Consider the following 25,972-nt stretch of genomic DNA (forward strand, 5'->3'; position numbering starts at 1 on the left):
ACGGCGCGGCCGGCGGGGCGGGTGCCCAGGGGGCCTGCGGTGCCCACGGCTGACCCGGCGCCAGCGGGTCGGGGGCCGGAAACGGAGCCGAGGACGGCGGCGCCGTCGGATCCGGCGGGGGTACGGGGGAGGCCGGGTCCGGAGCGGATGAGGGAGTCGGGTCGGGCGGAGGCGCGTCGGACATGGCTGCTCCGGGCGGGAGTGGGTATGGGACGAACGGGCCGTGGACGGGAGCGCCAAACCCGCCGAGAGACTGTCGCACCCGAAGGCGTGTCGCAACCCCGCGCTGCGGAGCGGGCGCGAGCGGCCTGTGACGCTCGTCCCGTTGCGGCCGCGTAGGCACTGATCGCTCAGATTCCGTGATTGATAACCCGACTTTCGAGCAACCAACATGAGTGAAACTGGGTTAGGCTGCGGGCCATGTGTGGAATCGTGGGATACGCGGGCGCGCGCCCCGCACTCGGCATCGTCCTCGACGGGCTGCGGCGGCTGGAATACCGTGGCTACGACTCGGCAGGCGTCGCGATCGTCTGTGACGATCGGCTGCTGACCGAGAAGAAGGCCGGCAAGCTGGCCAACCTGGAGAAGGTGCTGTCCGAGCGGGCCGCCGACGACCCGACCTCCTGCGCGGCCAGCCCGATCGGCATCGGTGACGGCACCACCGGCATCGGGCACACCCGGTGGGCCACCCACGGCGGCCCGACCGACCGCAACGCCCACCCACACGTCGCCCCCGACGGGCGGGTCGCGGTGATCCACAACGGCATCATCGAGAACTTCGCCAAGCTCCGCGCCGAGCTGGAGGCCGACGGCGTCCAGTTCACCAGCGACACCGACACCGAGTGCGCCGCGCACCTGCTCGCCGCCGCGCTGGCCGACCTGCGCGCCGCCGGCCAGCCGGACAGCCCGCAACTGCTCGCCGCCGGCATGCGCGTGGTCTGCCAGCGACTGGAGGGCGCGTTCACACTGCTCGCGGTGGACGCCGCAGTGCCCGGTGCCGTCGTCGGCGCCCGGCGCAACTCGCCGCTGGTGGTCGGCCGGGGCGACGGGGAAAACTACCTGGCCAGCGACGTGGCCGCGTTCATCGAGCACACCCGGGAAGCGGTCGAGCTGGGCCAGGACCAGATCGTGCTGATCACCGGCGACAGCATCGAGATCACCGACTTCGATGGCCAGCCCGCCTCCGGCAAGGACTTCCACATCGACTGGGACTCCTCGGCCGCGGAGAAGGGCGGCTACGACTGGTTCATGCTCAAGGAGATCGAGGAGCAGCCGCAGGCCATCGCCGACACGCTGCTGGGCCGGCTCACCGAGAGCGGCGAGATCGCCCTCGACGAGGTCCGCCTCAGCGACCAGGATCTGCGCGACGTCGACAAGATCTTCATCGTGGCCTGCGGCACGGCTTACCACGCCGGCATGGTCGCCAAGTACGCCATCGAGCACTGGACCCGGATCCCGTGCGAGGTGGAGCTGGCCAGCGAGTTCCGCTACCGCGACCCGGTGCTCGACCGGTCCACGCTGATCGTGGTCATCTCGCAGTCCGGCGAAACTATGGACACCCTGATGGCGCTGCGCCACGCCAAGGAGCAAAAGGCCCGGGTGCTGGCGATCTGCAACACCAACGGATCGACCATCCCCCGCGAGTCCGACGCCGTGCTCTACACCCACGGTGGGCCGGAGATCGCCGTCGCCTCCACCAAGGCGTTCCTCACCCAGGTCGTCGCCTGCTACCTGATCGGCCTGCACCTGGCCCAGGTGCGCGGCATCAAGTTCGCCGACGAGGTGGGCGCTGTTGTCGCTCAGTTGCAGGAGATTCCCGGCAAGCTGCGTGAGCTGCTCAACCGGATCGAGCCCGTCCGCGAGCTGGCCCGGGAGCTGAAGTCCGAGCCGACAGTGCTGTTCATCGGCCGGCACGTCGGCTACCCGGTGGCCCTGGAGGGCGCGCTGAAGCTCAAGGAGTTGGCGTACATGCACGCCGAGGGCTTCGCCGCCGGCGAGCTGAAGCACGGCCCGATCGCCCTGATCGACAAGGGCACCCCGGTCATCTGCGTGGTGCCCTCGCCGGTGGGCCGGGGCATGTTGCACGACAAGGTCGTCTCCAACATCCAGGAGGTCCGGGCTCGGGGCGCGCGGACCATCGTGATCGCGGAGGAGGGCGACGAGGCAGTCGTCCGGTACGCCGACCACCTGATCTACGTGCCGCGTACGCCCACCCTGCTGGCCCCGCTCGTCACCACGGTGCCGTTGCAGGTGCTCGCCGCCGAGATCGCCGCCGCCCGGGGGCACGACGTGGACCAGCCCCGCAACCTGGCCAAGTCGGTCACCGTCGAGTAAGCCTCAGCGGCCCAGCACGACCCGGGCCATCCCGTCCAGCGCGGGATTGCCCGGGTCCCAGTAACCGGTGTGCCCGCCTCGCCCACTGCCGAAGACCCGACCGCCGAACCCGGGATCCGACGGGTCGTGCCCGAACCACAGTTCGTGCCCGGTCTGGCCCGGCCAACCCAGCACGGCGGCCAGCGGGGCCGTACGCAGCAGGGCCCGTCGGCCCAGCTCCTCCGGTGACCGGGCCGCCCGGATCACGTCGTCGGAGGCGCTGCTCGCCCAGACCTCCCCGGGTGGCACGCCCAGCTCGGTGGCGTGCGACGCGCCGACACCGGGGGAGCCGACGAAGACCAGCGCGTCGGCGGCCAGGCCGTGTTCCCGGGCGGCCACACCCACCACCAGCGAGCCGTAGCTGTGCCCGAGCACCGTCTGCCGGGCCGGCGGCCCGTCGTGGCTGACGCGCAGCCCCTCCTGGAAGCGGTGCAACGCCGGGCCGGCGTCCCGGGCCTGACCCGCCGAGGCGGCCTCGGTCAGCAGATCCGGAGCGTCGTAGTCCAACCAGAGCACTGCCGCGCTGCGCTCATCCGGGGCGAGAGCGGCGCACCGCTCCAGCACCCGGGCCGCCCTGCCCAGCTCGCCGGAGGCGTCGTCCAGGCCGGCGGTCATCCCCGGCACGTAGGTCAGCACCCGGTCGGCGTGGTCCGGGTCGCCGAGCGCCACCACCGCCCGGCCCTCACCCGCCGGATCCAACCCGAGTAGGTACGCCCGCGGCACCTCACCGGCCGTCAGCCGCCCGATCAGCGCGTCCAGACCGGCCAGCCGTCCAGTCACCCCGCGCAACCGGATCACCGCGAGCGGCCCCGGCGGCACCCGCGACAGCAGCCGTCGCCGCTCGGCCAGCAACTCCGCACGCCAGGCGTCGAGCAGTAGCCGGTTGGCCTGGTCGCGGGCGGCCACCGGCAGCCCGTCCAACCGGCCGACCACTGCCGGCTCGCGAACGATCAGCCACCGTCGCTGCGCCGGGGTCAACCCGGACCACCAGGCGCCGACCAGCGCGGGCGCGGCACCGAGGGCCGGTCGGCCCGGCGGGGGCGGGGACGCCCAACCGGTGCGGGCGGCCCTCGCCAGGTCATCCAACCGATCGGCGGCGACGCGGTCCGCGGCGGCTGCCCCGTCGAGCGCGGCACGCAGGGCCGCGGCCACTCCCGCCGCCGCGACCCCGGCCCGCTCGCTGGGCCGAAACCGGGCGGGATCGACACGCACCCCACCCGAGCGGTCCACCAGCAGGCCGGCAGCCTCGGCCTGGGCGACCGCCTGGGCGAGTCGCGCCTTCGCCACCGCCAGCCCACCGGCCAACTCGGCCAGCACCTGGTCGACCTCGATCAGCGCGGGTGCGATCGAGGCCAGCTCGTCCCGCAGACCGCTGAGTCGAGTGTCCGCCGCCGTCGCTGCCGCACCCGACCAACCGTCCCGCAACCGCCCACCTGCCGTGCGCAGCCCGCCGAGGCGCCGATCGAGTGGCCCGGCCAACCCCGCCCACGCCGCCCCGGCGGCCCGCCACCCACCGGGATCGACAGCCCACAGCTGTCGGTAGCCGACGCTGCTCACCGGGGTAGGGAGGCGAACCGGCCGGCGGCCCTGTCGTCCACCGTCTCGTACGCCTCGGCCGCTGCCCGGACCCCGCCGGAGGTCACCGCGACCCGGGCACCCAGCCGACAGAACCAGGCGTGCCCGGCCGCCTCCAACCCGGCCAGCGCCGCGCCGGCCCGCCACTCGGGCGCCGCCACCACCAGCCCGGGCAACCCCGCGAGGCCCAACGCCAACCGGCGCGCCTCGTCGTCGAGCAGGACGGCGACCGCCCGCAATTCCTCCGGCTGGACGGCGAACGGCTCGTCGGTCATGACCACACCCCCGTGGACGATCGGCATCGACGCGCTGACGCTAGGCACGTACCGGAGGCCGCGCCGTGCCCTGTGGACAGCCGACGTCGAGGCGTACCCCGGGGTGTCCACAGGCGTTGCCCAGCGCGAGCCCGACGGCTAATCTGCGGCCTCGACCGCCGGTAGGGTGGTGTGGTGATCGTCGCTGTCGGCATCGACGTCGTCCTGGTCGACCGGTTCGCCCGGGCCCTGGCACGGACGCCGCTGCTCGCCGACCGGCTCTTCACCGAGGCCGAGCGGCACACCCGCTCCGGCAGTCCGCGCCCGCCCGAGTCGCTCGCCGCCCGGTTCGCCGCCAAGGAGGCGGTGGCCAAGGCGCTCGGCGCCCCGGCCGGGCTCAACTGGCACGACTGCGAGATCGTGCCCGACCCGGATGGCCGCCCCTGGCTGGCTGTCTCCGGCACTGTCGCGGCGGTGGCCGACGCACGCGGCGTCAACCACTGGCATCTCTCGTTGTCGCACGACGGCGGGATCGCGTCGGCGATGGTGGTCGCGGAACGATGACGTCGGCCGGGAGGGCCGGTCAGGTCCGCCCGCTAACGGAATGGGAAACGGTGGCATGAGAGCGGTGTGGCGGGTGGCCGACGTACGGGCGGCCGAGGCGGGGTTGATGGGCACGCTGCCGGAGGGAACGCTGATGCAGCGGGCCGCCGCCGGCCTGGCCCGCCGGGCCGCGCTCCTGCTCGCCGAGCGGGGCGGAGTCTACGGAGGCCGGGTGCTGCTGCTGGTCGGCTCCGGTGACAACGGCGGCGACGCGCTGTACGCGGGGGAGCGGTTGGCCCGGCGCGGTGTCCAGGTGGCCGCACTGCTGCTCACCCCCGGGCGGGCGCACGCCGCCGGCCTGGCCGCGCTGCGAGCCGCTGGTGGCCGGCTGGTCCAGGATCCGGCCGGCCCGGTCGACCTGGTCCTCGACGGCATCGTCGGCATCGGTGGCACCGGCGGGCTGCGGGCGAACGCGGACGAGGTGGTCCAGCGCCTCGGCGAGCTGCGCGGACGCGACGGGGAACGGGCCACGGTGCTGGCGGTCGACGTGCCCAGCGGGGTCGCTGTCGACACCGGCCACGTGCCGCTGTCCGCGTCCGGCCGGCCCACAGCGGTCCGCGCCGACGTGACAGTGGCCTTCGGCGCGCTGAAGCCCGCCCTGGTGGTCGGGCCGGCCGCCGCGCTGGCCGGGCAGGTCGAGCTTGTCGACATCGGGCTGCGGCAGTGGCTGCGCGGCACCCCGGCGCTGCGGGTCACCGAGTGGTCCGACCTGGTCGACTGGTGGCCCCAGCTGGGCCCGGCGTCGGAGAAGTACACCAGGGGCGTGGTGGGGGTGGCGACCGGCTCGGCGACCTACCCCGGTGCGGCGGTGCTCTCCGTGGGCGGCGCCCTGGCCGGGCCGACCGGCCTGGTCCGCTACGCCGGCAGCGCCCGCGCCGAGGTGCTGCACCAGCACCCGTCGGTGATCGCCAGTGGGCGGGTCGCCGACGCGGGCCGGGTGCAGGCCTGGGTCTGCGGCTCCGGGCTGGGCACCGGTGCCGACGCGGCGGCCGAGCTGCGCGCCGTCCTGGCCGCCCCGGTGCCGGTGGTGCTCGACGCCGACGCCCTGACCCTACTGGTGGACGGCTCGCTCGCCGACCGGCTGCGGGGTCGCGACGCGCCCATCGTGGTCACCCCGCACGACCGGGAGTTCACCCGTCTCTGCGGTGAGGAGCCGGGCGCCGACCGGGTCGGCGCCGCGCTGCGGCTGGCCGCCTGGATGAACGCCGTGGTGCTGCTCAAGGGCGACCGCACTGTGATCGGCACGCCGGACGGTCGGGCGTACGTCAACCCGACCGGCACCCCGGCGTTGGCAACCGGCGGCACCGGCGACGTGTTGGCCGGGCTGCTCGGCTCGCTGCTGGCGGCCGGGGTACCCGCCGATCGGGCCGCCGCCTCGGCCGCGTACCTGCACGGGCTCGCCGGGCGGGAGGCGGCCCGGGGTGGGCCGGTGACCGCGCCCGACGTGGCGACCGCGCTGCGTCCGGTGCTGGCCCGGCTGGGCTGAACGGGGCGGTTCCGGGTGCGGTGACCGGATCGCCGCGTCGGGACGTGCGTCGCCGCCCGCGGTGATCACGGCGGAAAGTAGGCTGGGTGCATGTGGCAGGCCGAGGTACGCGTCGATCTTGACGCCATCCGCGAGAACGTGAGCAGGCTCCGCTCCGGCACCACCGCCGAGTTGATGGCAGTGGTGAAGGCCGACGGGTACGGCCACGGCATGCTTCCGGCCGCCCGCGCGGCGCTCGACGCCGGCGCCGACTGGCTCGGTGTCTGCACTCTCGACGAGGCGCTCACCCTGCGGCGGGCCGGGGTGACAGTTCCGGTGCTGGCCTGGCTGCTCGCCCCTGGGTTGCCGCTGCACGAGGGGGTCACCGCCGGGGTGGACCTGGGCGCGGCCAGCCTCGCGCAACTGGACGAGATGATCGAGGCGAGTCGCCTCGCCGGGCGTCCCGCCCGCCTGCACCTCAAGATCGATACGGGGCTGTCCCGGGGCGGCGCGACAGTCGCCGACTGGCCCGCGCTGCTGGACGCCGCCGCGAAGGCGCAGGCCGATGGCCTGGTCGAGGTGGTCGGCGTGTGGAGCCACTTCGTGTACGCGGACTCGCCCGGCCACCCCACCACCGACCGTCAACTGGCCGTCTTCCACGAGGGGCTGGCCATGGTCGAGCGGGCCGGGCTGCGGCCGCGCTGGCGGCACCTCGCCAACTCGGCCGCCACCCTCACCCGCCCGGACACCCACTTCGACCTGGTCCGCCCCGGCCTGGCCATCTACGGGCTGTCCCCGGTGGCTGGCGAGACGTACGGGTTGCGGCCGGCGATGACCGCCCGCGCCCGGGTGATGCTCACCAAGCGGGTGCCCGCCGGCACCGGTATCTCCTACGGGCACGCCTACACCACGGAGACCGACGCGAACCTGGCCGTGGTGCCGCTCGGGTACGCCGACGGGGTTCCCCGGCACGCGTCCAACACCGGCCCGGTGCAGCTCGGCGGTGTACGCCGGACGATCTCGGGACGGGTCTGCATGGACCAGTTCGTGCTCGACTGCGGCGACGACCCGGTGGCCGACGGCGACGTGGCGACGCTCTTCGGCAGCGGCGTCGACGGCGAACCGACAGCGGATGACTGGGCCGAGGCGGTCGGCACGATCAACTACGAGATCGTCACCCGGTTCGGCGGCACGCGGGTGCCCCGGGTCTACGACGGCGAGAAACCATGAGCGTGAGGAGTGAGCCGGGGTTGCGAGCCCCGCAGTCGCGAATCAAGGTGGCGCCGTGAGTTACCGCGTTCCGCGTCCGCGCACGGCCGTGGGCCGGGTCGCGGGGATCGTCGGCGCGGCGGTGGGGGTGGCCGCGGCAGGTCTGGCGGCTGGCGTCGCGACCGAGCGGACCCTGGTCCGCCGGCTCAAGGCCGACCCGGCCGACCGCTACGCGCACGAGACGTTCGACAAGCAGCGGTACGACGAGGCGTTCCGCCTGGAGCTGCCGGACGGCACGGACATCCACGTCGAGGTGGTCGAGCCGACCCGGCCGGTCCCGGGGCGCCCGACGGTGGTGCTGGTGCACGGCTTCTGTCTGGACATGGGGACGTTCCACTTCCAGCGCCAGATGCTCGCCGCCCGCGGAGACTACCGGGTCGTGGCCTACGACCAGCCCGGTCACGGTCGGTCCGGCCGGCTGGAGACCGGTGAGTACGACCTCGCGGTGCTCGGCCGGACGCTGCGCCAGGTGATCGACCGGACTGCCCCGGACGGGCCGCTGGTGCTTGTCGGCCACTCGATGGGCGGCATGACCATCATGGCGTTCGCCGAGTTGTTCCCGGAGCTGTTCGGTGACCGGGTGGTGGGCACCGTTCTGATGGCCACGTCGGGCGGGCTCATCGCGGAGACCAAGCTTGTCGCGCCCGCGCTGCTCGGTCGGGTCGGTGGCCCGGTGCTCTACATGGTCAGCAACGCCACCCGGTACGGCGGGCCGGTGATCGACAAGGCCCGCAAGTCGACGTCGAACGTGGCCTGGTTACTGACCCGCAAGTACGGGTTCGGTACCCGCAAGCCCAGCCCGTCGCTGGTGTCCTACGTGGAGACGATGAACTCCCGGACGTCGGCCGACACGGTGACCCGCTACCTGCGGACCCTGGCCACCCACTCGCGCTTTCCGGCGTTGGCGGCGTTGGCGGCGACTCCGGTGCTGGTGGTGGTCGGCGACAAGGACATGATCACGCCGGTGACCCACTCCGAGGAGATCGTCCGCCGGTTGCCGCACGCCGAGTTCGTGAAGATCAAGGACAGCGGCCACGTGGTGATGTTGGAGCACGCGGACGAGGTCAACGCCGCCCTGGCGCGGTTCCTGGAGTCATTGCAGAGCGTGGAGGAACGGTGAGTCACGTCGTCAAGCTGCCGACCGTCGAAGACACTCGGGACTTCGGCCGGCGACTGGCCGGGCTGCTGCGTGCCGGCGACCTGGTGCTGTTGACCGGCCCGTTGGGCGCCGGTAAGACAGCACTCACCCAGGGCGTCGGCGCCGGGCTCGGTGTCCTCGGGGACATCACCTCGCCGACCTTCGTGATCGCCCGGGTGCACCGCCCCGATCCGGCTCGGGGCGGCCGGGTGGCGCTGGTGCACGCCGACGCGTACCGGCTGGGTGACGCCACCGACCCACGCGCCGAGATCGACGACCTGGACCTCGACGCGTCGGTGGACGACTCGGTGACAGTGGTGGAGTGGGGCGAGGGCCTGGTGGAGCAGTTGGTGGACGCGCACCTGCGGGTTCGCATCGACCGCCGCGACGACGACACCCGCATCGTCGAGCTGGACCCGATCGGCGGCGACTGGGCCCGGCGGCTCGCCGACCTGGGCTAGGTCGGCGGCTGTCGTACCCGATGCCTAGAGTGCGGGGGACCGACCCGCGCTGTGAGAGGTTCCCGATGCCCGACGACGCTCCCGCCCTGGATCTGCTGGCCCTGCTGCCGGAGCAGTGGCGCACAGTGCTCACCCCGCACCTCGACCCGGCCCGCACCGCCGCGCTGGGCGAGTTCGTCTCCCGGGAATACGCGACGCAGACGGTCTTCCCGCCGGCGGAGGACCTGTTCTCGGCATATCGGCTCTGCCCGCCGCAGGGCACCCGGGTGCTCATCCTCGGGCAGGATCCCTACCACCGGGCCGGGCAGGCACACGGGTTGAGCTTCAGCGTTCGCGACGGTGTGACGGTGCCGCCGTCGTTGCGCAACGTCTTCAAGGAGCTGGGCGAGGACGTGGGCGTCCCCAAGCCGCGCAGCGGCAACCTCGACGGGTGGGCCGCCCAGGGGGTGCTGCTGCTCAACGCGGTGCTGACCGTCCGGCAGGCCACCCCGGGCTCGCACGCCAACGCCGGCTGGGAAGAGTTCACCGACGCGACCATCCGGGCACTGGACGCGGCACCGGAGCGGGTGGTCTTCCTGCTCTGGGGTGGCTACGCCCGCAAGAAGGCCGCGCTGGTCACCAATCCGCAGCACGTGGTGCTGGAGGCGGGTCACCCCAGCCCGATGAACCCGCGCGGCTTCCTCGGTAGCCGCCCGTTCAGCGCCGCCAACAAGGCACTCGCCGACGCCGGCCTGCCCACGATCGATTGGGAGCGCACCGCCGGCTGAGCCGCTCGTCGACGTCCTGCTGCTGGTGTGGACCGGCGCTGGCTCAGCCGTCGCTGGCCAGTTGCCGTTCCCGGTAGCGGCGCAGCAACTCGGCGGCGCGTGGCTCGTTCAGTTCCAGCTCGACAAGCGGCACCACCTGGTAACTCCGCCCACCGTGGCGAACCTCGATCGTCTCGGGCAGTTCGTCGCACATGGTGGCCCTGATCTCCCCGTACCGTGTCGACCACAGGTGTTCGCCCGGCTCTTCGGGCTCCAACCACACCCCGCCGAACTCGCCCCAGCGGGCGTTCCACCGCTGGCCGTAGTTCGTCTCCAGCCAGCGGGTGAACAGCTTGGCGTCCTGCCAGCGCAGGGCGATCTCCAGCGTGTCGGCCGGCACCGGTGCGCCCTGTAGCAGCGCCGCGGCGCATCCGGTGACACCTGCGGGAAGTCGGTGAGCCGATCCAGCAGCCGATCCAACCTCAGCCCGTCGATTCGCTCGGCGATCGGCCGGGCGGCCAAGCCGTCGATCCGGGCGTCGAGGTGCGCGTCCAACGGCTCGACCCCGATGACCAACTGCACCTCCATCGCTGCAAACAACCGCTCCAGCACGGCGACGGAAGGCGCTCGCTCACCGCGTTCGAAGCGGGCCACCGCTGCCTGGTCGACCTCGGCGAGTGCGGCCAACTGACGCTGGCTCAGCTCGCGTAGCTGTCGTTGATGCCGTACCTCAGCGCCGAGAAGGGTGACGAGGCGAGTAGATGACATCCCGGCATGGTCGACCTAGGGCGAGGCGTCTGCGATCCCTCTGCGGCAAATCGGCGACTTGCCGTCGATCCGCCCCCGAGAATCGCCCGGCGCATGGCCACCGCGGCGGATGGCGGGCCTTATTCCAATGAGCGTGATGTCTGTGAGTCATCACGATGACTCACAAACATCACGCTCATTAGAGGAAGTGGCCGTCGCCGCCCGCGGGCCGGCGGCGAGACGGCTAACGCGTGAAGTCGGGCGCCGGGCCGGGTCACGCGGTGGGGCCGGGTCGCCAGGAGTGTGGCTGCGGCGGTAGCCGGCTGGGAGGACCAGCGTGGCAGCCCCGCGTCGGGCGGGCGGCGGCCGCGGGTGGCGGTGGTGCGGGCGGGGCGTGACTGAGGGCTGCGGCGGGGCGGCTAGGCTGGCTTACCGTGCTCGTACTCGTGGTGGACAGCTCGACCCCCGCGGTCACCGCGGCGCTGGTGGAGGTCTCGGCAGACGGCGTGGCGTCGCGGGCGCACCGGTGCACGGTCGACGCCCGCGCGCACGGTGAGCTGCTCGCGCCCCAGGTGGACGCGGTCCTCGCCGACGCTGACGCGCGCCCGCGTGACCTGGCTGCCATCGTCGCCGGGCTCGGCCCGGGTCCGTTCACCGGGCTACGGGTCGGCCTGGTCACCGCCGCGACGATGGGTCAGGTGCTCGGCATCCCCACGTACGGCGTCTGTTCGTTGGACGCCATCGGTTACCCGGCGGCGTCCGGCGCGCCGGTCCTGGCCGCCAGCGACGCCCGGCGCAAGGAGCTCTACTGGGCCGTCTACGACGGCGACGGCCAGCGGATCGTCGGGCCGGAGGTGTCCGCGCCGGCGGTCGCCGCCGCGCGAGCCCGCGAACTGGGCGCGACGATCGCGGTCGGTGACGGGGCGCACCGGTACGCCGAGGTCCTGGACCTGCCCGTTCGGGTCGAGCCGCGCTACCCGGACGCGACAGTGCTGGCGTTGCTCGCCGCCGAGCGGATCCGGGCGGGGGCGTCCAGTGAGCGGCTCACCCCGCTCTACCTGCGCCGCCCCGACGCGGTGGCGGCGACCGGCCGCAAACCGGTCCTGCCATGACGGCGGTACGGCTCGAACCGTTCCGCTGGTGGCACATCGACTACGTGCTGCCGATCGAGGCGGACCTCTTCGGCGCTGAGAAGTGGTCGCCCGCCATGTTCTGGAGCGAGCTCGCCAACGGGCACCACTACCGGGTCGCCGTCGACGCGGACGGGTCGGTGCTCGGCTATGCCGGGCTCGCCGGCGTTCCGCCGGACGAGGTGTGGGTGCAGAACATCGCCGTCCGTCGGGACGCCCAGCGGCGCGGCGTAGGCCGTGCCCTGCTGGAAGAGTTGCTAGCCGAGGCGGTCCGGCGCGACGCCCGCAGCACCCTGCTGGAGGTCGCCGTGGACAACGCCGCAGCTCAGCGGCTCTACGCGACGTACGGTTTCGAGCCGATCGGGGTGCGGCGCGGCTACTACCAACCGAGCAACACCGACGCGCTGGTCATGCGGCGCGACGCCGAGCCGACCGGGGACGGACCACACGACCATGGCTGACGAACCACTGATCCTGGGTATCGAGACCTCCTGCGACGAGACCGGTGTCGGCATCGTGCGGGGGCACACCCTGCTGGCCGACGCGCTCGCCTCCAGCGTCGAGGAGCACGCCCGGTTCGGGGGTGTGGTGCCGGAGGTGGCCAGCCGGGCACACCTGGAGGCCATCGTGCCGACCATGGACCGGGCACTGACCGAGGCCGGCGTCACGCTGGCCGACATCGACGCGATCGCTGTCACCTCCGGGCCGGGGCTGGCCGGTGCGTTGCTGGTCGGCGTCGCCGCCGCCAAGGGGTACGCGGTCGCCGCCGAGAAACCCATCTACGGCGTCAACCACCTCGCCGCCCACGTCGCTGTGGACACCCTCGAGCACGGCCCGCTGCCCGAACCCGCCATCGCGCTCCTGGTGTCCGGCGGCCACTCGTCCCTCCTGCTCGTGGACGACCTGGCCCGGGGTGTCACCCCGCTGGGCGCCACCATCGACGACGCGGCCGGGGAAGCGTTCGACAAGGTCGCCCGGCTGCTCGGCTTGCCGTTCCCGGGCGGCCCGCCCATCGACCGGGAGGCCCGGGCCGGCGATGCCGCCTCGATCGCCTTCCCCCGCGGTCTGACCGCCGCGAAGGATCTCGCCGCCCACCGGTACGACTTCTCGTTCTCGGGCCTGAAGACGGCGGTGGCCCGGTGGGTCGAGGCCCGTCAGCGTGCCGGTGAGCCGGTTCCGGTGGCCGACGTGGCCGCGTCCTTCCAGGAGGCGGTCTGTGACGTCCTGACCAGCAAGGCGCTCGCCGCCTGCCGGGCGCAGGGCATCGAGACCCTGGTCATCGGCGGGGGAGTGGCGGCGAACTCGCGGCTGCGGGCGATGGCCGAGCAGCGAGCCGAGAAGTACGGCATCCGGGTCCGGGTACCCCGGCCGAAGCTGTGCACCGACAACGGCGCGATGGTGGCCGCGCTCGGTTCGCACCTGGTCGCCGCCGGGGTCGCTCCGAGTCGACTGGACCTGCCAGCCGATTCGGCACTGCCGTTGACAACGGTCAGCGTGTGACGGGGGCGGCGGACATGATCGTGCGGATGTGGGAGGCGCGCGCCGAGGCGTACGGGGTCGCCGACCTGATCACCTGGGTGTGCGACACCGCCCTGCCCGAGTTGGAGCACGACCCGCTCCACGTCTCCAGCGAGGTCTTCTCCTCCACCGACCACCGCGTGGTGGTGATCTCCAAGTGGCGCAGCAACCCTCGCCCGCTGCCGGACCCGCCAGCCATGCTGGTGGCCCGCGCCCCGCACTCCTGGGACTTCACCCAGGTAGACCGCTGACGCGAGCCACCATCCAGGCCGCTGGCCGACTGGTCAGCTGCGGCGCAACATCCGGTAGGTGGCGATTCCGCCAGTGCCCAGCGCGGCGAGGAAGACCAGCCACACGACTGTGCTGCTGACTCCGACCTGCGGGCCGGAGTTGGCGGAGGCGGCGGCCAGGAGCCCGTCCTCACCCGGGGCGGGCAGCGCCGCCGGCGGCAGCTCCGGCCAGCGCACCAGGCCGGTGCTCTCCAGCATCTGCATGTGGTGCTGGACGAACCCGTTGGCGTCCTCGCAGAGCTTGCGGACGGTGGCGTCCCGGGTGCTGGCGCGGACCGCGCCGATCACCGGGAAGATCTTGCCGTGGGCGACCCGGAGCCGGGTGACGAAGATCTGGTCGAACCGGGCGCCGGACGCCTTCTGCATCTCGGCCAGCCAGCCCTTCTGCTCGGCGGTCGGATCGCTGGGGATCGTCGCGCCCAACTTGTTGGCCGCCTCGACCACGAGTTCGTCGAGCTTCTGGTGCTCGCTGGCGATGCCGGCGCCGATCTCCCGGACCTTCGCCGACTGTCCCTTCTCGGCGGCCATCTGGCCGGCTGGCATCTCCCACAGCCCCGCCAACCGCACCCCGTTGAGCAGTGTCATGTCGGCGGCGTTGAGCTGCTGGCCACCGGCGGGCGCGGCGACGGCCACGCCGGGCAGGACACCGACCCCCGCGATGACCGCGATGAGCAGCATCGCCGCTCGGTGGGTCCGGGTGCCCAGTCGGCGATGGGCGGATCTGAGCGGTGCCATGTCTGTGGTGCCTCCTCGGTCCGGACCGGAACGCGTCTGGACCGGGCAGCCGTACCCTGCCGGTTGCCCGTCCGCCCACTGGTACGGACTGATCGCGCGATCAGTTCATCGCGGAGCGAGACGGATCAGCGGGTGACGGCGAGCAGTCCGCCGAGCAGCAGCAGGGTCATCGCCGCGGCGGCGAAGACCATCAGCAACTCCTGACGCCCGCGCCCGACCGGGCCGGCGTCCACGACCGGGGTGGGCAGGGCCGGTAGATCGCGGGTCAGCGCGGCCAGGTCACCGAGGGTGCGCGCCGTCCACACCGCACCGGCGCGATCGGAGAACTCGTCGAGCGTCAGCCGGCCCGCCGCGGTGTGCTGGTGCAGCGCGGCGACCACCCGGTTGCGGTCGTCGTCGGAGGCGCGCAGCTCGACATCCACGCCGGACAGCGTACGCGGATCAGCCCACGTCGAGGGGGTCGGCGAGGAGCCGTTCGAAGGCCAGCTCTGCGGCACCGATCAGGGGCGCGTCAGTACCCAGTTTCGGCGTACGCAGCCGGACGTGCTCCAGACAGGCGCCGAGCGCGTTGGAGTTGAGCCGGCTGCGGATCTGGGCCGCCGCCGCGAGGTAGAGGTCACGCATCGTCCCACCGAAGATGACCATCTCGGGGTTGAAGACGTTCACCAGGTTGGCCACCCCGAAGCCGAGCCAGTCGCCGGCCTGGCGGACCGCCGTCTGGGCCCGGGCGTCTCCGCGATCGGCCGCGTCGAAGACGGCCAGCAGCGCGTCACGGCCCCGGGCGTCGGAGCGTCCGGCGGCGCGCAGGAGGCCACGCTCGCCGATCTCGGTTTCCCAACACCCCCGGGAGCCGCACTCACAGGGCCTGCCGTCGCGCACCACCTTCATGTGGCCGACCTCGCCGCCGTACCCACCGTGCCCGGTCAGCCTGCGCCCACCGGCGATGATGCCGGCACCCACGCCCACGTCGCCGTAGAGGTAGAGGACGTTGTCGCAGCCTGCCGCCACACCGCGTGCGTGCTCGGCGAACGCGGCGACGTCGGCCACGTTGCCCACTGTGATCGGTACGTCGATGCCCAACTCGTCGGCGAGGGCCGCGCCGATCGGCTCGTCCACCCAACCGGTGGTGGGGCCGAGTCGGACCAGGCCGTCGTCCCGGCGGACCATGCCGCAGACCGCGACGCCGGCACCGACGCAGATCGCGTCCGCCGGCACCAGTTGCTGCATCTCCTTGACGGCGCCGGCCAGCAGCGGTGCGGCCTCCGCGGCCAGCAGCCCGCGCGGCCGGTCCAGATCCCGGCGGTCCAGGACCGCGCCACCCAGCCCGATCCGGGCGGCGCGCAGCCGGTCCACCTCCACCGAGTACGCGTACGCGTAGACCCGCGCCGACTCGGGCCGGACGACCAGTGACGGTCGTCCGGCTCGGCCGGTTTCCTTCGGTGCCCCTTCGCTGACCAGCCCCACCGCGGACAGGTCGGCGGTGAGCGCGCCGATGGTGCTGCGGTTGAGGCCCAGCGTGGTGGTCAGTTCGGCACGCGTGGTCGCCCCGTGGACGTGCACGTGCCTCAGCAGAGCCCCGAGGTTCTGCCGTCGGACGTCATCCTGGGTCGGTCCTGGGCGCATGCTGGTGCTACCTCCCGCGCGGTCAGCGGGTGCCGGTGGCTGCCGCGCGGCGGCGGGAGAGCGCGTCGACGCTGGCCGCGAGCAGGAGCACGACGCCGGTGACCACGTACTTGACTCCCGAGGTGTACCCCATCAGGCCCATTCCGTTTTCGATGACCGCGACCACCGCGCCGCCGAGGACGGCGTCGAGGACGCGGCCCTTGCCACCGAAGAGGCTGGTGCCGCCGATCACCGCCGCGCCGACCGCGTAGAGCAGTACGTTACTGCCCCCGGTGTTCGGGTCGACCGAGTTGGCCCGGCTGGCCGCCACGATGCCACCGATGGCGGCCATGGAGGAGCAGATCACGAAGACGGAGATCCGGATCCGGTCGACGCCGATGCCGGCCCGGCGGGCCGCTTCCCGGTTGCCGCCCACTGCGTAGATGTGCCGGCCGTAGCTGGTGCGTTGGAGCACGAAGGTCCAGATGATCAGCAGCACCGCGATGATCGGCACCACGATCGGCACACCCTTGAGTGAGCTGATCAGGACGTTGCGGCTGCGCTCCAGGTTGAGCACGTACACGGCGGTGCCGAGGATGACGGCGAGCCCGCCGATCCGCAGCGCCACCACCGCGAGCGGGTCGGTGATCAGGCCGCGGGCCACCCGGGTGCGGTGGCGCAGCAGTTGCACAGCCGCGTAGCCGATGACCGCGACGGCGGTCAGCGCCCAGCCCAAGGTGGGGCCGAGGTTGCGGTTGGCGATGGCGACCAGCACGTCGTCGCGGACGGCGATGTTGGTGCCGTCCTTGACGAGCAGCAGCACGACGCCCTGGAAGGCGAGGAAGCCGGCGAGGGTGACCACGAAGGACGGAATGCCGATCTTCGCGACGAGCATGCCCAGCGTGCTGCCGATGACCACACCGGTGGCGACAGCGGCGAGCACGGCGACCCACCAGGGGTAGCCGAGCACCGTGACCACATTGGCCAGCACCGCCGCGCAGACGCCGCTGGCGAAGCCGGCGGACAGGTCGATCTCGCCGAGCAGCAGCACGAAGACCAGGCCCATCGCGATCAGCGTGACCGCCGCGCCCTGGGTGAAGAGGTTGGCGAAGTTGCCGGCCGACAGGAACGACGACGGCCGCATGATCGCGAAGACGGTGCAGAGCACGATCAGGCCGAGTACGGCTGGTAGTGCGCCGACGTCGCCACCGCGTACCCGACTGAGGTAGTTGCGGAAGTGGCCTCCGATGGTCGGCGTCGGTGTGACGGCGGCAGGTCCGTCCTTCCGCACGGCGGTGGTGGTCATCGGACGCCTCCTGAGATCGAGTCGGCCGCCTGCGGGCCGTCGCCGTTGCTGCCCGGGTCGGTGGCGAGGCCGAGCCCGCCCGAGCGCCCGGCGGTGATCAGCTCGACCACCTGGGCGTGGGTGATGTCGGTGGTCTTCACCTGGGCGACCATCTGGCCGAGGTACAGCGCGGCGATCCGGTCGGAGACGGCGAAGACGTCGTTCATGTTGTGCGAGATGAGCACCACGGCCAGGCCGTTGTCGGCGAGGCGGCGGACCAGTTCGAGCACCTGGGCGGTCTGTGCCACGCCGAGCGCCGCGGTCGGCTCGTCCAGGATGACGAGCTTGCTGTTCCACAGCACGGCCTTGGCGATGGCCACGGTCTGGCGTTGACCGCCGGAGAGGCTGGACACGTGCTGGCGAAGTGAGGTGACGGTGCGGATGGAGAGCCCCGCCAGGGTTTCGGCGGCGAGCTGTTCCATTGTCGGCTCGTCGAGGACGATGCCGCTGCGCTTCTCCCGGCCGAGGAACATGTTCTGCACGATGTCCAGGTTGTCGCAGAGCGCGAGGTCCTGGTAGACGACCTCGATGCCGAGCGTGGCGGCGTCGCGCGGGCTGCCGATGTGCACCGGTTCACCGTTGAACAGGAACTCCCCGGCGTCGGTGGGGTGGATGCCGCTGATGCACTTCACCAGGGTCGACTTGCCGGCGCCGTTGTCGCCGACCAGTGCGGTCACTTCTCCCGGGTGGACGGTCAGGGCGACGTCGCGGAGCACCTGGACGGGACCGAAGCTCTTGTCGATCCCGCGGAGTTCCAGCAGGGGGGTCGCGGACACGGGGGTCTCCTTCTTAAGGGAGGGTCGGGGCCCGTCCGGCGTGCGCCGCCCGGCACGGGAGGGTGCTCCCGTGCCGGGCGGCGATGGTCGTTCCGGCGGGTACTGCGGCGTCGGTCAGCTGATGCCGGCTTCGGCGCAGAACTTGGTGTACGCCGCGGTGCAGACCTCTTCCTTGGTCACGTAGCCGTCGGCGATGACGTCCTTGACGCTGTCCTTGTAGATGGCCTTCGGGGTGAGCAGCACCGACGGGACGTCCCGGTCGCCGTCCTTGACCGTCTGGCCGGTGCCCTTCTTTTCACCCTTGGCGAGGGCGATGGCCAGGTCGGAGGCGGCCTTGGCCTCTTCCCGGACCGCCTTGTAGACGGTCATGCACTGGTCACCGGCGAGGATGTTCTGCAGGCCCTCGGTGCTGGCGTCCTGCCCGGTCACCGGCACCTTGCCGTTGAGCTTGTTCTTCTTCAGGATCGAGATGGCCGCGTTGCCGAGACCGTCGTTGGCGGCCAGCACGCCGTCGATCTTGCCGTTGGCCTTGGTGAGCTGCTGCTCGAAGATCGTCGCGGCCTGCGCGTTGTCCCACGCCGGCACCGCGTCCTCAGGGCCCTTGACGTACTCCTTGGCGTCGAACTTCGGCTTGAGCACCGAGTCGTAGCCGGCCTTGAAGAGGGTGGCGTTGTTGTCGGTGGGGGAGCCGTTCAGGTACGCCACGACGGGGTTCTTGGCGCCCTTCTCGGTCAGGCACTTCGTCAGACCCTCGCCCTGGAGCTTGCCGACGGTCTCGTTGTCGAAGCTGACGTAGTACTGGGCGGAGCCGCCGAGGGTGAGCCGGTCGTAGTCGATGGTGGCCACACCCTGCGACTTGGCCTTGTCGAGCACGGCCTTGCCGGTGCCGGAGTCCAGGTTGACGATCATCAGGGCGGTCACGCCACCGGTGATCATCTGGTCGGCGATGGTCTGGAAGGCCGTCTTGTCGTTCTGGGCGTTCTGGATGTCGTACTGGACGCCGGCGGCCTTGAACGCCTCCTCCAGGAACCGACGGTCCGCCGTTTCCCAGCGGGCCGAGGACTTGCTGTCCGGGAGGATCACGCCGATCTTGGGGGTCTTGGCGGAGGCGGCCTTGTCGCCGGAGTCGTCGCCACAGGCGGTCAAGCCGCCGGTCGTGAGCAGGCCCACGGCGGCGATGGTGAGGATCCCCTTACGCATGTGCAGGGTCCTTTCGGAGGTGGGGGAGGTGTTGTTTTGTTGTGTCCGGCAACGTATTTCGCGTCACACCGGCTCCACAAGACCGCGCAGGTGCATAGTTTGTTGGGAGCGATAACAATTCAGCAACGCGACTGTTACTCCCTGGGTATCCCACGGGGGAGTCGACGTAACGACTGTCGTCAGTGGGTCTGCAACGGCGCGGTGCGGGCGTCGGTCAGCGCCACCAGATCCGCCGCGGCCAGTTCGAGTTGCAGACCACGCCGACCAGCCGAGACGTAGATCGTCGGGAGAGCCAGCGCGGATTCGTCCAGCACCGTGGGCAACCGTCGCCGCTGCCCGAGCGGGCTGATCCCACCGCGTACGTAACCGGTGGCCCGCTCGGCGACCGCCCGGTCGGCCAACGCCGCCCGCTTGCCGCCGACCGCCGCCGCGAGCGCCTTGAGATCCAGCTCGCCGGTGACCGGGACGACCGCCACAGTGAGCGCGCCGTCGACAGCGGTCACCAGTGACTTGAACACGCACTCCGGTGCCACGCCGAGGGCCACCGCCACCAACGCGCCGTAGTTCGGGGCGTCCGGCGCCACCCGATACGGATGGGTGCGATGTGCGATGCCACGCTTGACCAACAGTGCCGTCGCCGGCGTGCCCTGTCCCGCCACAGCGACGAGGCTAGTCGACCGGCTGGCCGAGGCGACGCTAGGCGACCGGCTGGCCGACGAGCACCGTCGGTGCGCCGTCGACCCGGGTGAGCACCAGACTCGCCGCCGCGTCACCGGCCAGCCGCAGGTCTCGCCGGAGCTGCTCCGGGGTGAGCGCCGAACCCCGCTTGAGGATCTCCACCCGGCCCACCCGGCGGTCGCGCAGCAGCGCCCGCAGGCGCTTGAGCGAGAACGGCAGCACGTCGGTGATCTCCAGGCAGCGCGCGTACGGGGTGCGGATCGGCTGGTCGCCGTAGAGGTAGGCGATGCTCGGATCACCCAGTGTGGCGTCCAGTTCGGTGGCCAGCTCGGCCACGAGGTGCGCACGCACCACCGCCGGGTCCGGGTCGTACAGGTAGCGACGCGGCGGCCCGACCGGTGCCTCGGTGGCACCCGAGCCGGTGAGCTGGTGGCGGTGAACCTCAGTGCCCCGCTGACGGTAGAGGGTGGCGCGGCGGGGCACCTCCGCCAGCTCGCCGCACCAGAGCGCGGCCTCGACCAGGTCGCCGTCGACGCCGACCCATTCGGCCTCCGCGCCGGCCGGAATGAGCGCGTGGTCCAGGCCCGGCGCGACCTTCACCACTGTGCGCGGCACCCGCTCGGCCAGCCCGGTGACGAAGTCCCACGGCGGCGAGTAGGCGCGCGGGTCGAAGATTCGCCGCCCGGTGCCGGTGGTGCGGCGGGCCGGATCGCAGAAGACCCCGTCGACCACTGACACGTCGAACCCGGTCGCGTCGCCGCACTCGACAGTGAACAGCTCGCCCAGGCCGGCCGCCTCGGCGTTGGCGGCGGCCATCGTTGCGGTCACCGGGTCGGCCTCCACCCCGTACACCCGGATGCCCGCCCGGGCGGCGGCCAGCGCGTCGGCCCCGAGCCCGCACCCGAGGTCGGCCAGGGTGCGCACGCCGGCCGCGTACAACCGGGCGGCCCGGCGGTCGGCGACCACCCGGCGGGTGGCCTGCTCCAGACCGGGACGGGTGAGGAACATCCCAGCGGCGGCCGAGCCGAACTTGCCCACCCCCCGGAGGCGCAGCTCGGCCTGGGTCAGCGCCGCCGCGGCCAACGTCGGCGGCACCCCGGTCGCGCGCAGCGCCGACGCCGCGACCAGTGGATCACCGCCGGCCAGGTCGGCCGCCGCCGTGAGCGCGGCCGACCCCTCAGGGGTACGCAGCGCCGCCAGCTGATCGAGATCCACCCGGCCATTGTCCCGGCCGACCCGGAAATACTGGCTGGCGGGGCGCGACGCGCTGGCACTCTCCTTGACGGAGTGCTAGCCACGGAATAACCTGCGATTAGCACTCTCACCCTGAGGGTGCCAGCTTCCGGGTCTCGCGACCCGGGTGCGCACGCCAGGCGGACCGGCACCCGCGACGACGGCACCGCCCGGTGGCATGAGGCAGATTGACGCTGGTCAGCCCCGCTGGCCAGCAACGAAACCAGTACCCCAGGAGGGTATGCCCGTGACTACCGCGACCAAGGTTGCGATCAAGCCGCTCGAGGACCGCATCGTGGTCCAGGCGAACGAGGCTGAGACCACCACGGCGTCGGGCATCGTGATCCCCGACACCGCCAAGGAGAAGCCGCAGGAGGGCACTGTCCTCGCTGTGGGCCCGGGGCGCGTCGACGACAACGGCAACCGGGTTCCGGTTGACGTGCAGGTCGGCGACACCGTCCTCTACTCGAAGTACGGCGGCACCGAGGTCAAGTACGCCGGCGAGGAGTACCTGGTGCTCTCCGCCCGCGACGTCCTCGCGGTCATCGAGAAGTAAGCAACCGATCAGTGCCACTGCCCCGGTCCGGCTCGCCGGGCCGGGGCAATGGCGCTTCGAAGGGACATTAATGGCGAAGATCCTGAGCTTCTCGGACGACGCCCGGCACCTGCTGGAGCACGGTGTCAACGCCCTCGCGGACGCGGTCAAGGTCACCCTCGGCCCGCGCGGGCGCAACGTCGTCCTGGACAAGAAATTCGGTGCGCCGACGATCACCAACGATGGTGTGACCATCGCCAAGGAGATCGAGCTCACCAACCCGTACGAGAACCTTGGCGCGCAGCTGGTCAAGGAGGTGGCGACCAAGACCAACGACGTCGCCGGCGACGGGACCACCACCGCGACAGTGCTGGCCCAGGCGATGGTTCGCGAGGGTCTGCGCAACGTGACCGCCGGGACCAACCCGGCCGGCCTCAAGCGGGGCATCGACGCGGCGGCCATGAAGGTCTCCGAGGCGCTGCTCGGCCGTGCCGCCGAGGTCACCAGCAAGGAGTCGATCGCGAACGTGGCGACGATCTCCGCGCAGGACTCCACGATCGGCGATCTGATCGCCGAGGCGATGGAGCGCGTCGGCCGCGACGGTGTCATCACCGTCGAGGAAGGCTCGATGCTCACCACCGAACTGGACGTGACCGAGGGTCTCCAGTTCGACAAGGGCTTCATCTCGCCGAACTTCGTCACCGACCTGGAGGGTCAGGAGTCCGTCCTCGAGGACGCGTACATCCTGGTCACCACCCAGAAGATCTCGGCGATCGAGGAGCTGCTGCCGCTGCTGGAGAAGGTCCTGCAGAACAGCAAGCCCCTGCTGATCATCGCCGAGGACGTGGACGGCCAGGCGCTCTCCACCCTGGTGGTCAACTCGCTGCGCAAGACCCTCAAGGTCTGCGCGGTCAAGGCCCCGGGCTTCGGTGACCGGCGCAAGGCAATGCTCCAGGACATCGCGATCTCCACGGGCGCCGAGCTTGTCGCCCCGGAGCTGGGCTACAAGCTCGACCAGGTCGGCCTGGAGGTGCTCGGCACCGCCCGGCGCGTCGTGGTCGACAAGGAGAACACCACGATCGTCGACGGCGGTGGCCAGAAGGCCGACGTCGCCGACCGGGTCTCCCAGATCCGCAAGGAGATCGAGGCCTCCGACTCCGACTGGGACCGGGAGAAGCTGGCCGAGCGGCTGGCGAAGCTCTCCGGTGGCATCGCCGTCATCAAGGCCGGCGCGGCGACCGAGGTCGAGATGAAGGAGCGCAAGCACCGCATCGAGGACGCCATCGCGGCGACCAAGGCTGCGGTCGAGGAGGGCACCGTGCCCGGCGGCGGCGCCGCCCTGGTGCAGATCCTCTCGGTGCTCGACGACGACCTGGGCTTCACCGGTGACGAGAAGGTCGGTGTCTCGGTAGTGCGCAAGGCGCTCGTCGAGCCGCTGCGCTGGATCGCCCAGAACGCCGGTCACGACGGCTACGTCGTGACGCAGAAGGTCGCCGACCTCAAGTGGGGCAACGGCCTCGACGCGGCCAAGGGCGAGTACGTCGACCTGGTCAAGGCCGGCATCATCGACCCGGTGAAGGTGACCCGCAACGCGGTCACCAACGCCGCCTCGATCGCCGGTCTGCTGCTCACCACGGAGAGCCTCGTGGTGGAGAAGCCGGAGCAGGCCGAGCCGGCCGCCGGCGGCGGGCACGGCCACGGTCACGGCCACCAGCACGGCCCGGGCTTCTGATCCGGTAGCGACACCCGTTCCGGGGCGTACCGCCGTGAGGCGGTGCGCCCCGGCTCGTTCTCGCGGGCTGGTAGGTCATTACCGAACGCTGACGTTGTTGGCGACCGGGCGAGATGATCGCGCACACTGGGCCGATGAGCACCACGTCACGGCGGTACGCCGCGTTGGCCGGAATCACCGCCGCCGCCGTCGCGATCGGGATCGCCGAACCGGTCGCGGTGTTGACCGGTCCCCGGTCGGCGCCACTGGTCGCGGTCGGCGGGGTCATCGTCGACGCCGTCCCCGAGTCACTGAAGCAACTCGCCATCGACCTCTTCGGCACCGCCGACAAGATCGCGCTGCTGGTCGGCACTGCCGTGTTGCTGGGAGGCTTCGCCGCGCTCTTCGGCGTACTGGCTGTCCGTCGACTGGCACTCGGCCTGGCCGGCATTGCCGCGTTCGGCGCCATCGGCGTGGCCGCCGCGTTGACCCGCTCCGGCGCCGACCTCGCCGACGCGCTGCCGTCCCTGATCGGCGCCGGTCTCGGCGCCCTGGTGCTCTGGCTGTTCATCGGCGGACCGTTCGAACTGGACCCCTGGTCCTGGTCCCCACCCACCCCGCCGATCGGTCCTGTGTCGCCTGTTGGTCCGGGGTCGTCCGCTGGTCCCGGCTCGCAGGCTGGTCCGGGGTTGCCGGCTGGGCCGGCGTCGCCCGGAGAGTCGGTGCCGGTGTCGCCGGCAGGGCCGGTGCCGGTGACTCCGGCCGGACCGACGGCGGCTGTCGAACCGGTCGGGCCTGCCGAAGTGGACCCCGAGTCGCGGAGACGATTCCTCACCGGCAGCGGAGTGCTGCTCGGCACGGCCGTGGTGGCCGGCCTCGGTGGGCGCTGGCTGGCGGGGCGGCGCGGCGTGTCCGCAGCCCGCGACGCGATCCGCCTGCCCGCGCCGGTTACCCCCGCACCTGCCGTACCGGCGGGCGCGGACCTCTCACTGACGCAGCTCGCGCCGTACGTCACTCCGAACTTCGGGTTCTACCGCATCGACACGGCGCTGGTGGTGCCCCAGGTCGACCCGGACACCTGGCGGCTGCGGATCCACGGACGGGTCGGCAGGGAACGCACCTACAGCTACGCCGATCTGCTGGCCCGACCGCTGGTCGAGCGGTACGTCACGCTGGCCTGCGTCTCCAACGAGGTGGGCGGGGACCTGATCGGCAACGCCCTGTGGCTCGGCGTACCCCTGCGGGAACTGCTGGACGAGGTCGAGCCGGACGACGACGCCGATCAGGTCGTCGGCCGGTCGGTCGACGGCTGGACCTGCGGCACCCCCACCGCCGCGCTGCGCGACGGACGGGACGCCCTGCTGGCCGTCGGGATGAACGGCGAGCCGCTGCCGGTCGAGCACGGCTTCCCGGTCCGGGTGGTGGTGCCGGGCCTCTACGGCTACGTGTCAGCCTGCAAATGGGTGACCGAACTGGAGCTGACCCGCTTCGCCGACTTCGACGCGTACTGGGTGCCGCGCGGCTGGTCCCCCCAGGGGCCGATCAAGACCCAGTCCCGGATCGACACGCCCCGGGGACGTAACCGGCTGACCGCCGGCCCGGTAACCGTCGCCGGGGTGGCCTGGGCGCAGCACCGGGGCATCCGCCGAGTCGAGGTACGCGTCGATGAGGGCCCGTGGCAGGAAGCCGCGCTGGCCCCGACCGTGTCAGTGGATACCTGGGTGCAGTGGTCCTGGCGCTGGGACGCCACACCGGGCGAACACCGGCTCCAGGTCCGCGCGACCGACGCGACAGGTGAGACCCAAACCGAACGTACGCAGGACGTCGTCCCGGACGGCGCCACCGGCTGGCACACGATCACGGTCACCGTCCGCTGATCCGCACCATGGCGTGGCCGCCCGGCTGGGTCCGCGATGTGTGTCCGCGACGTGCTCTGCGGGTTCGTGTGCTGTGCTGGCGGCCTGCCGTGCGGCCTGCCGTGCGGCCTGCCGTGCGTGCTGGTGGGCTGTGTCCGCGGCCTGCTCAGCGGCCGGTTCGGTAGGGCTGTGTCCGCGACCTGCTCAGCGGATCGGCGGGCTGGTTCGCGCCTGCGGTGCTGGTTCCCGCGACTCTCCTTCGGGTCGGCGGGCCGGCGGGTCGGCTGGTTGACCGGTGGTACCCCAGGACGTGCATGCAGATCTTGGACACTTTCCGTTCGCGCCGAACGGAAAGTGTCCAAGATCTGCGGACTCAGGGCCCGGAAACGCCGCTGGCCGGCACCCCGGGTAGCGGGTGCCGGCCACCGGTCGGTCCTGCGGTCCTGCGGTCCTGCGGTCCTGCGGTCCTGCGGTCCTGCGGTCCTGCGGTCCTGCGGTCCTTGCGGTGGTGCTGTGGTGCTGTGGTGCGGGTCAGCTGTTCCAGTGCTGGCCGACGAGGTCAGCGGCCTGCTGCTCCCACTGGGCGTAGGCGTCCGGGTAGGCCGACACCTGTACGGTCTGCGCGGCGTCGGTCAGCGGCATGTCCTGCCACCCGTCGACCTGCTTGAGGCCCTTGAGGAACGCGGTGGTGGAGTAGGCGGGGTCGGTGATCTGCTCCGGGGTACCCCAACC

The 25,972-nt window shown here is 72.0% G+C and carries 26 protein-coding genes and 2 pseudogenes; 15 read left to right on the forward strand and 13 right to left on the reverse strand.

What is annotated here, in order from left to right; genetic code table 11:
• The first annotated feature begins 420 nt into the window (after nucleotides 1–420).
• On the forward strand, nucleotides 421–2,334 hold the full coding sequence (gene glmS / locus AB0C19_RS25955) for a glutamine--fructose-6-phosphate transaminase (isomerizing) (RefSeq protein ID WP_357189438.1): 1,914 nt from the start codon (nucleotides 421–423) through the stop codon (nucleotides 2,332–2,334).
• A gap of 3 nt (nucleotides 2,335–2,337) precedes the next feature.
• Here the strand turns inward: glmS and AB0C19_RS25960 are convergent, their stop codons facing one another.
• Together AB0C19_RS25960 and AB0C19_RS25965 are read right to left on the reverse strand one after the other, a co-directional pair.
• Nucleotides 2,338–3,930: an alpha/beta hydrolase gene (locus AB0C19_RS25960; RefSeq protein ID WP_357189440.1), complete on the reverse strand. Its 1,593-nt coding sequence runs from the start codon at nucleotides 3,928–3,930 to the stop codon at nucleotides 2,338–2,340.
• Nucleotides 3,927–4,223, reverse strand: coding sequence for a hypothetical protein (locus AB0C19_RS25965; protein WP_357189442.1), 297 nt, complete (start codon nucleotides 4,221–4,223; stop codon nucleotides 3,927–3,929). The genes AB0C19_RS25960 and AB0C19_RS25965 overlap by 4 nt, the downstream gene beginning before the upstream one ends.
• On the opposite strand from AB0C19_RS25965, the gene AB0C19_RS25970 reads away from it, so the two are divergent.
• From AB0C19_RS25970 to ung, 7 genes are all read left to right on the forward strand, one after another.
• The gene (locus tag AB0C19_RS25970; protein WP_357189444.1) at nucleotides 4,222–4,365 is read left to right on the forward strand and encodes a hypothetical protein; all 144 of its coding nucleotides are present in this window, start codon (nucleotides 4,222–4,224) and stop codon (nucleotides 4,363–4,365) included. The two genes, AB0C19_RS25965 and AB0C19_RS25970, sit on opposite strands and share 2 nt — an antisense overlap.
• 32 nt (nucleotides 4,366–4,397) lie before the next feature.
• On the forward strand, nucleotides 4,398–4,766 hold the full coding sequence (locus AB0C19_RS25975) for a holo-ACP synthase (protein WP_357189446.1): 369 nt from the start codon (nucleotides 4,398–4,400) through the stop codon (nucleotides 4,764–4,766).
• A gap of 55 nt (nucleotides 4,767–4,821) precedes the next feature.
• Nucleotides 4,822–6,291, forward strand: coding sequence for an NAD(P)H-hydrate dehydratase (locus AB0C19_RS25980; RefSeq protein WP_357189448.1), 1,470 nt, complete (start codon nucleotides 4,822–4,824; stop codon nucleotides 6,289–6,291).
• A 90-nt stretch (nucleotides 6,292–6,381) separates the two neighbouring features.
• Nucleotides 6,382–7,500: an alanine racemase gene (alr, locus tag AB0C19_RS25985; protein ID WP_357189450.1), complete on the forward strand. Its 1,119-nt coding sequence runs from the start codon at nucleotides 6,382–6,384 to the stop codon at nucleotides 7,498–7,500.
• Nucleotides 7,501–7,555: 55 nt separating this feature from the next.
• Nucleotides 7,556–8,659, forward strand: a complete 1,104-nt coding sequence (locus tag AB0C19_RS25990) for an alpha/beta hydrolase (RefSeq protein WP_357189452.1) — start codon at nucleotides 7,556–7,558, stop codon at nucleotides 8,657–8,659.
• Nucleotides 8,656–9,138, forward strand: coding sequence for a tRNA (adenosine(37)-N6)-threonylcarbamoyltransferase complex ATPase subunit type 1 TsaE (gene tsaE / locus AB0C19_RS25995; RefSeq protein WP_238687793.1), 483 nt, complete (start codon nucleotides 8,656–8,658; stop codon nucleotides 9,136–9,138). The genes AB0C19_RS25990 and tsaE overlap by 4 nt, the downstream gene beginning before the upstream one ends.
• A gap of 65 nt (nucleotides 9,139–9,203) precedes the next feature.
• Nucleotides 9,204–9,905 (forward strand): uracil-DNA glycosylase, encoded by a 702-nt coding sequence (ung, locus tag AB0C19_RS26000; protein ID WP_357189455.1) that lies wholly within the window; start codon nucleotides 9,204–9,206, stop codon nucleotides 9,903–9,905.
• 43 nt (nucleotides 9,906–9,948) lie between these two features.
• Here ung and AB0C19_RS26005 read toward each other — a convergent pair whose 3' ends face one another.
• Together AB0C19_RS26005 and AB0C19_RS26010 are read right to left on the reverse strand one after the other, a co-directional pair.
• Complete coding sequence (locus AB0C19_RS26005) at nucleotides 9,949–10,284, reverse strand: hypothetical protein (protein WP_357189480.1); 336 nt, start codon at nucleotides 10,282–10,284, stop codon at nucleotides 9,949–9,951.
• 233 nt (nucleotides 10,285–10,517) lie between these two features.
• Nucleotides 10,518–10,652: pseudogene (locus AB0C19_RS26010) on the reverse strand (helix-turn-helix domain-containing protein); the annotation flags it as partial.
• A 413-nt stretch (nucleotides 10,653–11,065) separates the two neighbouring features.
• Between AB0C19_RS26010 and tsaB the strand changes: the two are divergent.
• Genes tsaB through AB0C19_RS26030 form a run of 4 tightly spaced genes read left to right on the forward strand, consistent with a single transcriptional unit; the run spans nucleotide 11,066 to nucleotide 13,530 of the window.
• Entirely contained in the window at nucleotides 11,066–11,743 is a 678-nt protein-coding gene (gene tsaB, locus AB0C19_RS26015; protein WP_357189457.1) for a tRNA (adenosine(37)-N6)-threonylcarbamoyltransferase complex dimerization subunit type 1 TsaB, read from the forward strand.
• Nucleotides 11,740–12,222, forward strand: a complete 483-nt coding sequence (gene rimI, locus AB0C19_RS26020) for a ribosomal protein S18-alanine N-acetyltransferase (RefSeq protein WP_357189459.1) — start codon at nucleotides 11,740–11,742, stop codon at nucleotides 12,220–12,222. Before tsaB ends, rimI begins: the two co-directional genes overlap by 4 nt.
• Nucleotides 12,215–13,261 (forward strand): tRNA (adenosine(37)-N6)-threonylcarbamoyltransferase complex transferase subunit TsaD, encoded by a 1,047-nt coding sequence (gene tsaD, locus AB0C19_RS26025; RefSeq protein ID WP_091402289.1) that lies wholly within the window; start codon nucleotides 12,215–12,217, stop codon nucleotides 13,259–13,261. The genes rimI and tsaD overlap by 8 nt, the downstream gene beginning before the upstream one ends.
• Nucleotides 13,262–13,275: 14 nt before the next feature.
• A complete protein-coding gene (locus tag AB0C19_RS26030; protein ID WP_124821702.1) occupies nucleotides 13,276–13,530 on the forward strand; it encodes a hypothetical protein in 255 nt (84 codons plus the stop codon).
• A gap of 33 nt (nucleotides 13,531–13,563) precedes the next feature.
• Here the strand turns inward: AB0C19_RS26030 and AB0C19_RS26035 are convergent, their stop codons facing one another.
• The 8 genes from AB0C19_RS26035 to AB0C19_RS26070 all read right to left on the reverse strand — a co-directional run bounded on the left by AB0C19_RS26035 (nucleotide 13,564) and on the right by AB0C19_RS26070 (nucleotide 21,120).
• On the reverse strand, nucleotides 13,564–14,304 hold the full coding sequence (locus AB0C19_RS26035) for a DUF4142 domain-containing protein (protein ID WP_357189461.1): 741 nt from the start codon (nucleotides 14,302–14,304) through the stop codon (nucleotides 13,564–13,566).
• A gap of 125 nt (nucleotides 14,305–14,429) precedes the next feature.
• On the reverse strand, nucleotides 14,430–14,726 hold the full coding sequence (locus AB0C19_RS26040) for a DUF1707 domain-containing protein (RefSeq protein ID WP_357189463.1): 297 nt from the start codon (nucleotides 14,724–14,726) through the stop codon (nucleotides 14,430–14,432).
• Nucleotides 14,727–14,745: 19 nt separating this feature from the next.
• Nucleotides 14,746–15,927 carry an ROK family protein gene (locus tag AB0C19_RS26045; protein ID WP_238687785.1) on the reverse strand — a complete coding sequence of 394 codons (1,182 nt, stop codon included), beginning with the start codon at nucleotides 15,925–15,927 and terminating at the stop codon, nucleotides 14,746–14,748.
• Nucleotides 15,928–15,949: 22 nt separating this feature from the next.
• Complete coding sequence (locus tag AB0C19_RS26050) at nucleotides 15,950–17,212, reverse strand: ABC transporter permease (protein WP_266304429.1); 1,263 nt, start codon at nucleotides 17,210–17,212, stop codon at nucleotides 15,950–15,952.
• Nucleotides 17,209–18,027, reverse strand: a complete 819-nt coding sequence (locus AB0C19_RS26055) for an ATP-binding cassette domain-containing protein (RefSeq protein WP_238679445.1) — start codon at nucleotides 18,025–18,027, stop codon at nucleotides 17,209–17,211. Before AB0C19_RS26055 ends, AB0C19_RS26050 begins: the two co-directional genes overlap by 4 nt.
• A gap of 114 nt (nucleotides 18,028–18,141) precedes the next feature.
• Nucleotides 18,142–19,227, reverse strand: coding sequence for a substrate-binding domain-containing protein (locus AB0C19_RS26060; protein ID WP_357189466.1), 1,086 nt, complete (start codon nucleotides 19,225–19,227; stop codon nucleotides 18,142–18,144).
• A gap of 179 nt (nucleotides 19,228–19,406) precedes the next feature.
• Entirely contained in the window at nucleotides 19,407–19,886 is a 480-nt protein-coding gene (ybaK, locus tag AB0C19_RS26065) for a Cys-tRNA(Pro) deacylase (RefSeq protein WP_357189468.1), read from the reverse strand.
• A 37-nt stretch (nucleotides 19,887–19,923) separates the two neighbouring features.
• On the reverse strand, nucleotides 19,924–21,120 hold the full coding sequence (locus tag AB0C19_RS26070; protein WP_357189470.1) for a methyltransferase domain-containing protein: 1,197 nt from the start codon (nucleotides 21,118–21,120) through the stop codon (nucleotides 19,924–19,926).
• A gap of 259 nt (nucleotides 21,121–21,379) precedes the next feature.
• On the opposite strand from AB0C19_RS26070, the gene groES reads away from it, so the two are divergent.
• From groES to AB0C19_RS26085, 3 genes are all read left to right on the forward strand, one after another.
• On the forward strand, nucleotides 21,380–21,694 hold the full coding sequence (groES, locus tag AB0C19_RS26075; RefSeq protein WP_030330046.1) for a co-chaperone GroES: 315 nt from the start codon (nucleotides 21,380–21,382) through the stop codon (nucleotides 21,692–21,694).
• Between the two features lie 70 nt (nucleotides 21,695–21,764).
• Nucleotides 21,765–23,405, forward strand: coding sequence for a chaperonin GroEL (gene groL, locus AB0C19_RS26080; protein WP_210783328.1), 1,641 nt, complete (start codon nucleotides 21,765–21,767; stop codon nucleotides 23,403–23,405).
• Nucleotides 23,406–23,539: 134 nt separating this feature from the next.
• Entirely contained in the window at nucleotides 23,540–25,261 is a 1,722-nt protein-coding gene (locus tag AB0C19_RS26085) for a molybdopterin-dependent oxidoreductase (protein WP_357189472.1), read from the forward strand.
• Nucleotides 25,262–25,771: 510 nt separating this feature from the next.
• Here AB0C19_RS26085 and AB0C19_RS26090 read toward each other — a convergent pair.
• A pseudogene (locus tag AB0C19_RS26090) lies at nucleotides 25,772–25,972 on the reverse strand (hypothetical protein); the annotation flags it as partial.

It is taken from the genome of Micromonospora sp. NPDC048842 (genome assembly GCF_040649935.1).
GTDB classification, from domain to species: domain Bacteria; phylum Actinomycetota; class Actinomycetes; order Mycobacteriales; family Micromonosporaceae; genus Micromonospora; species Micromonospora hortensis.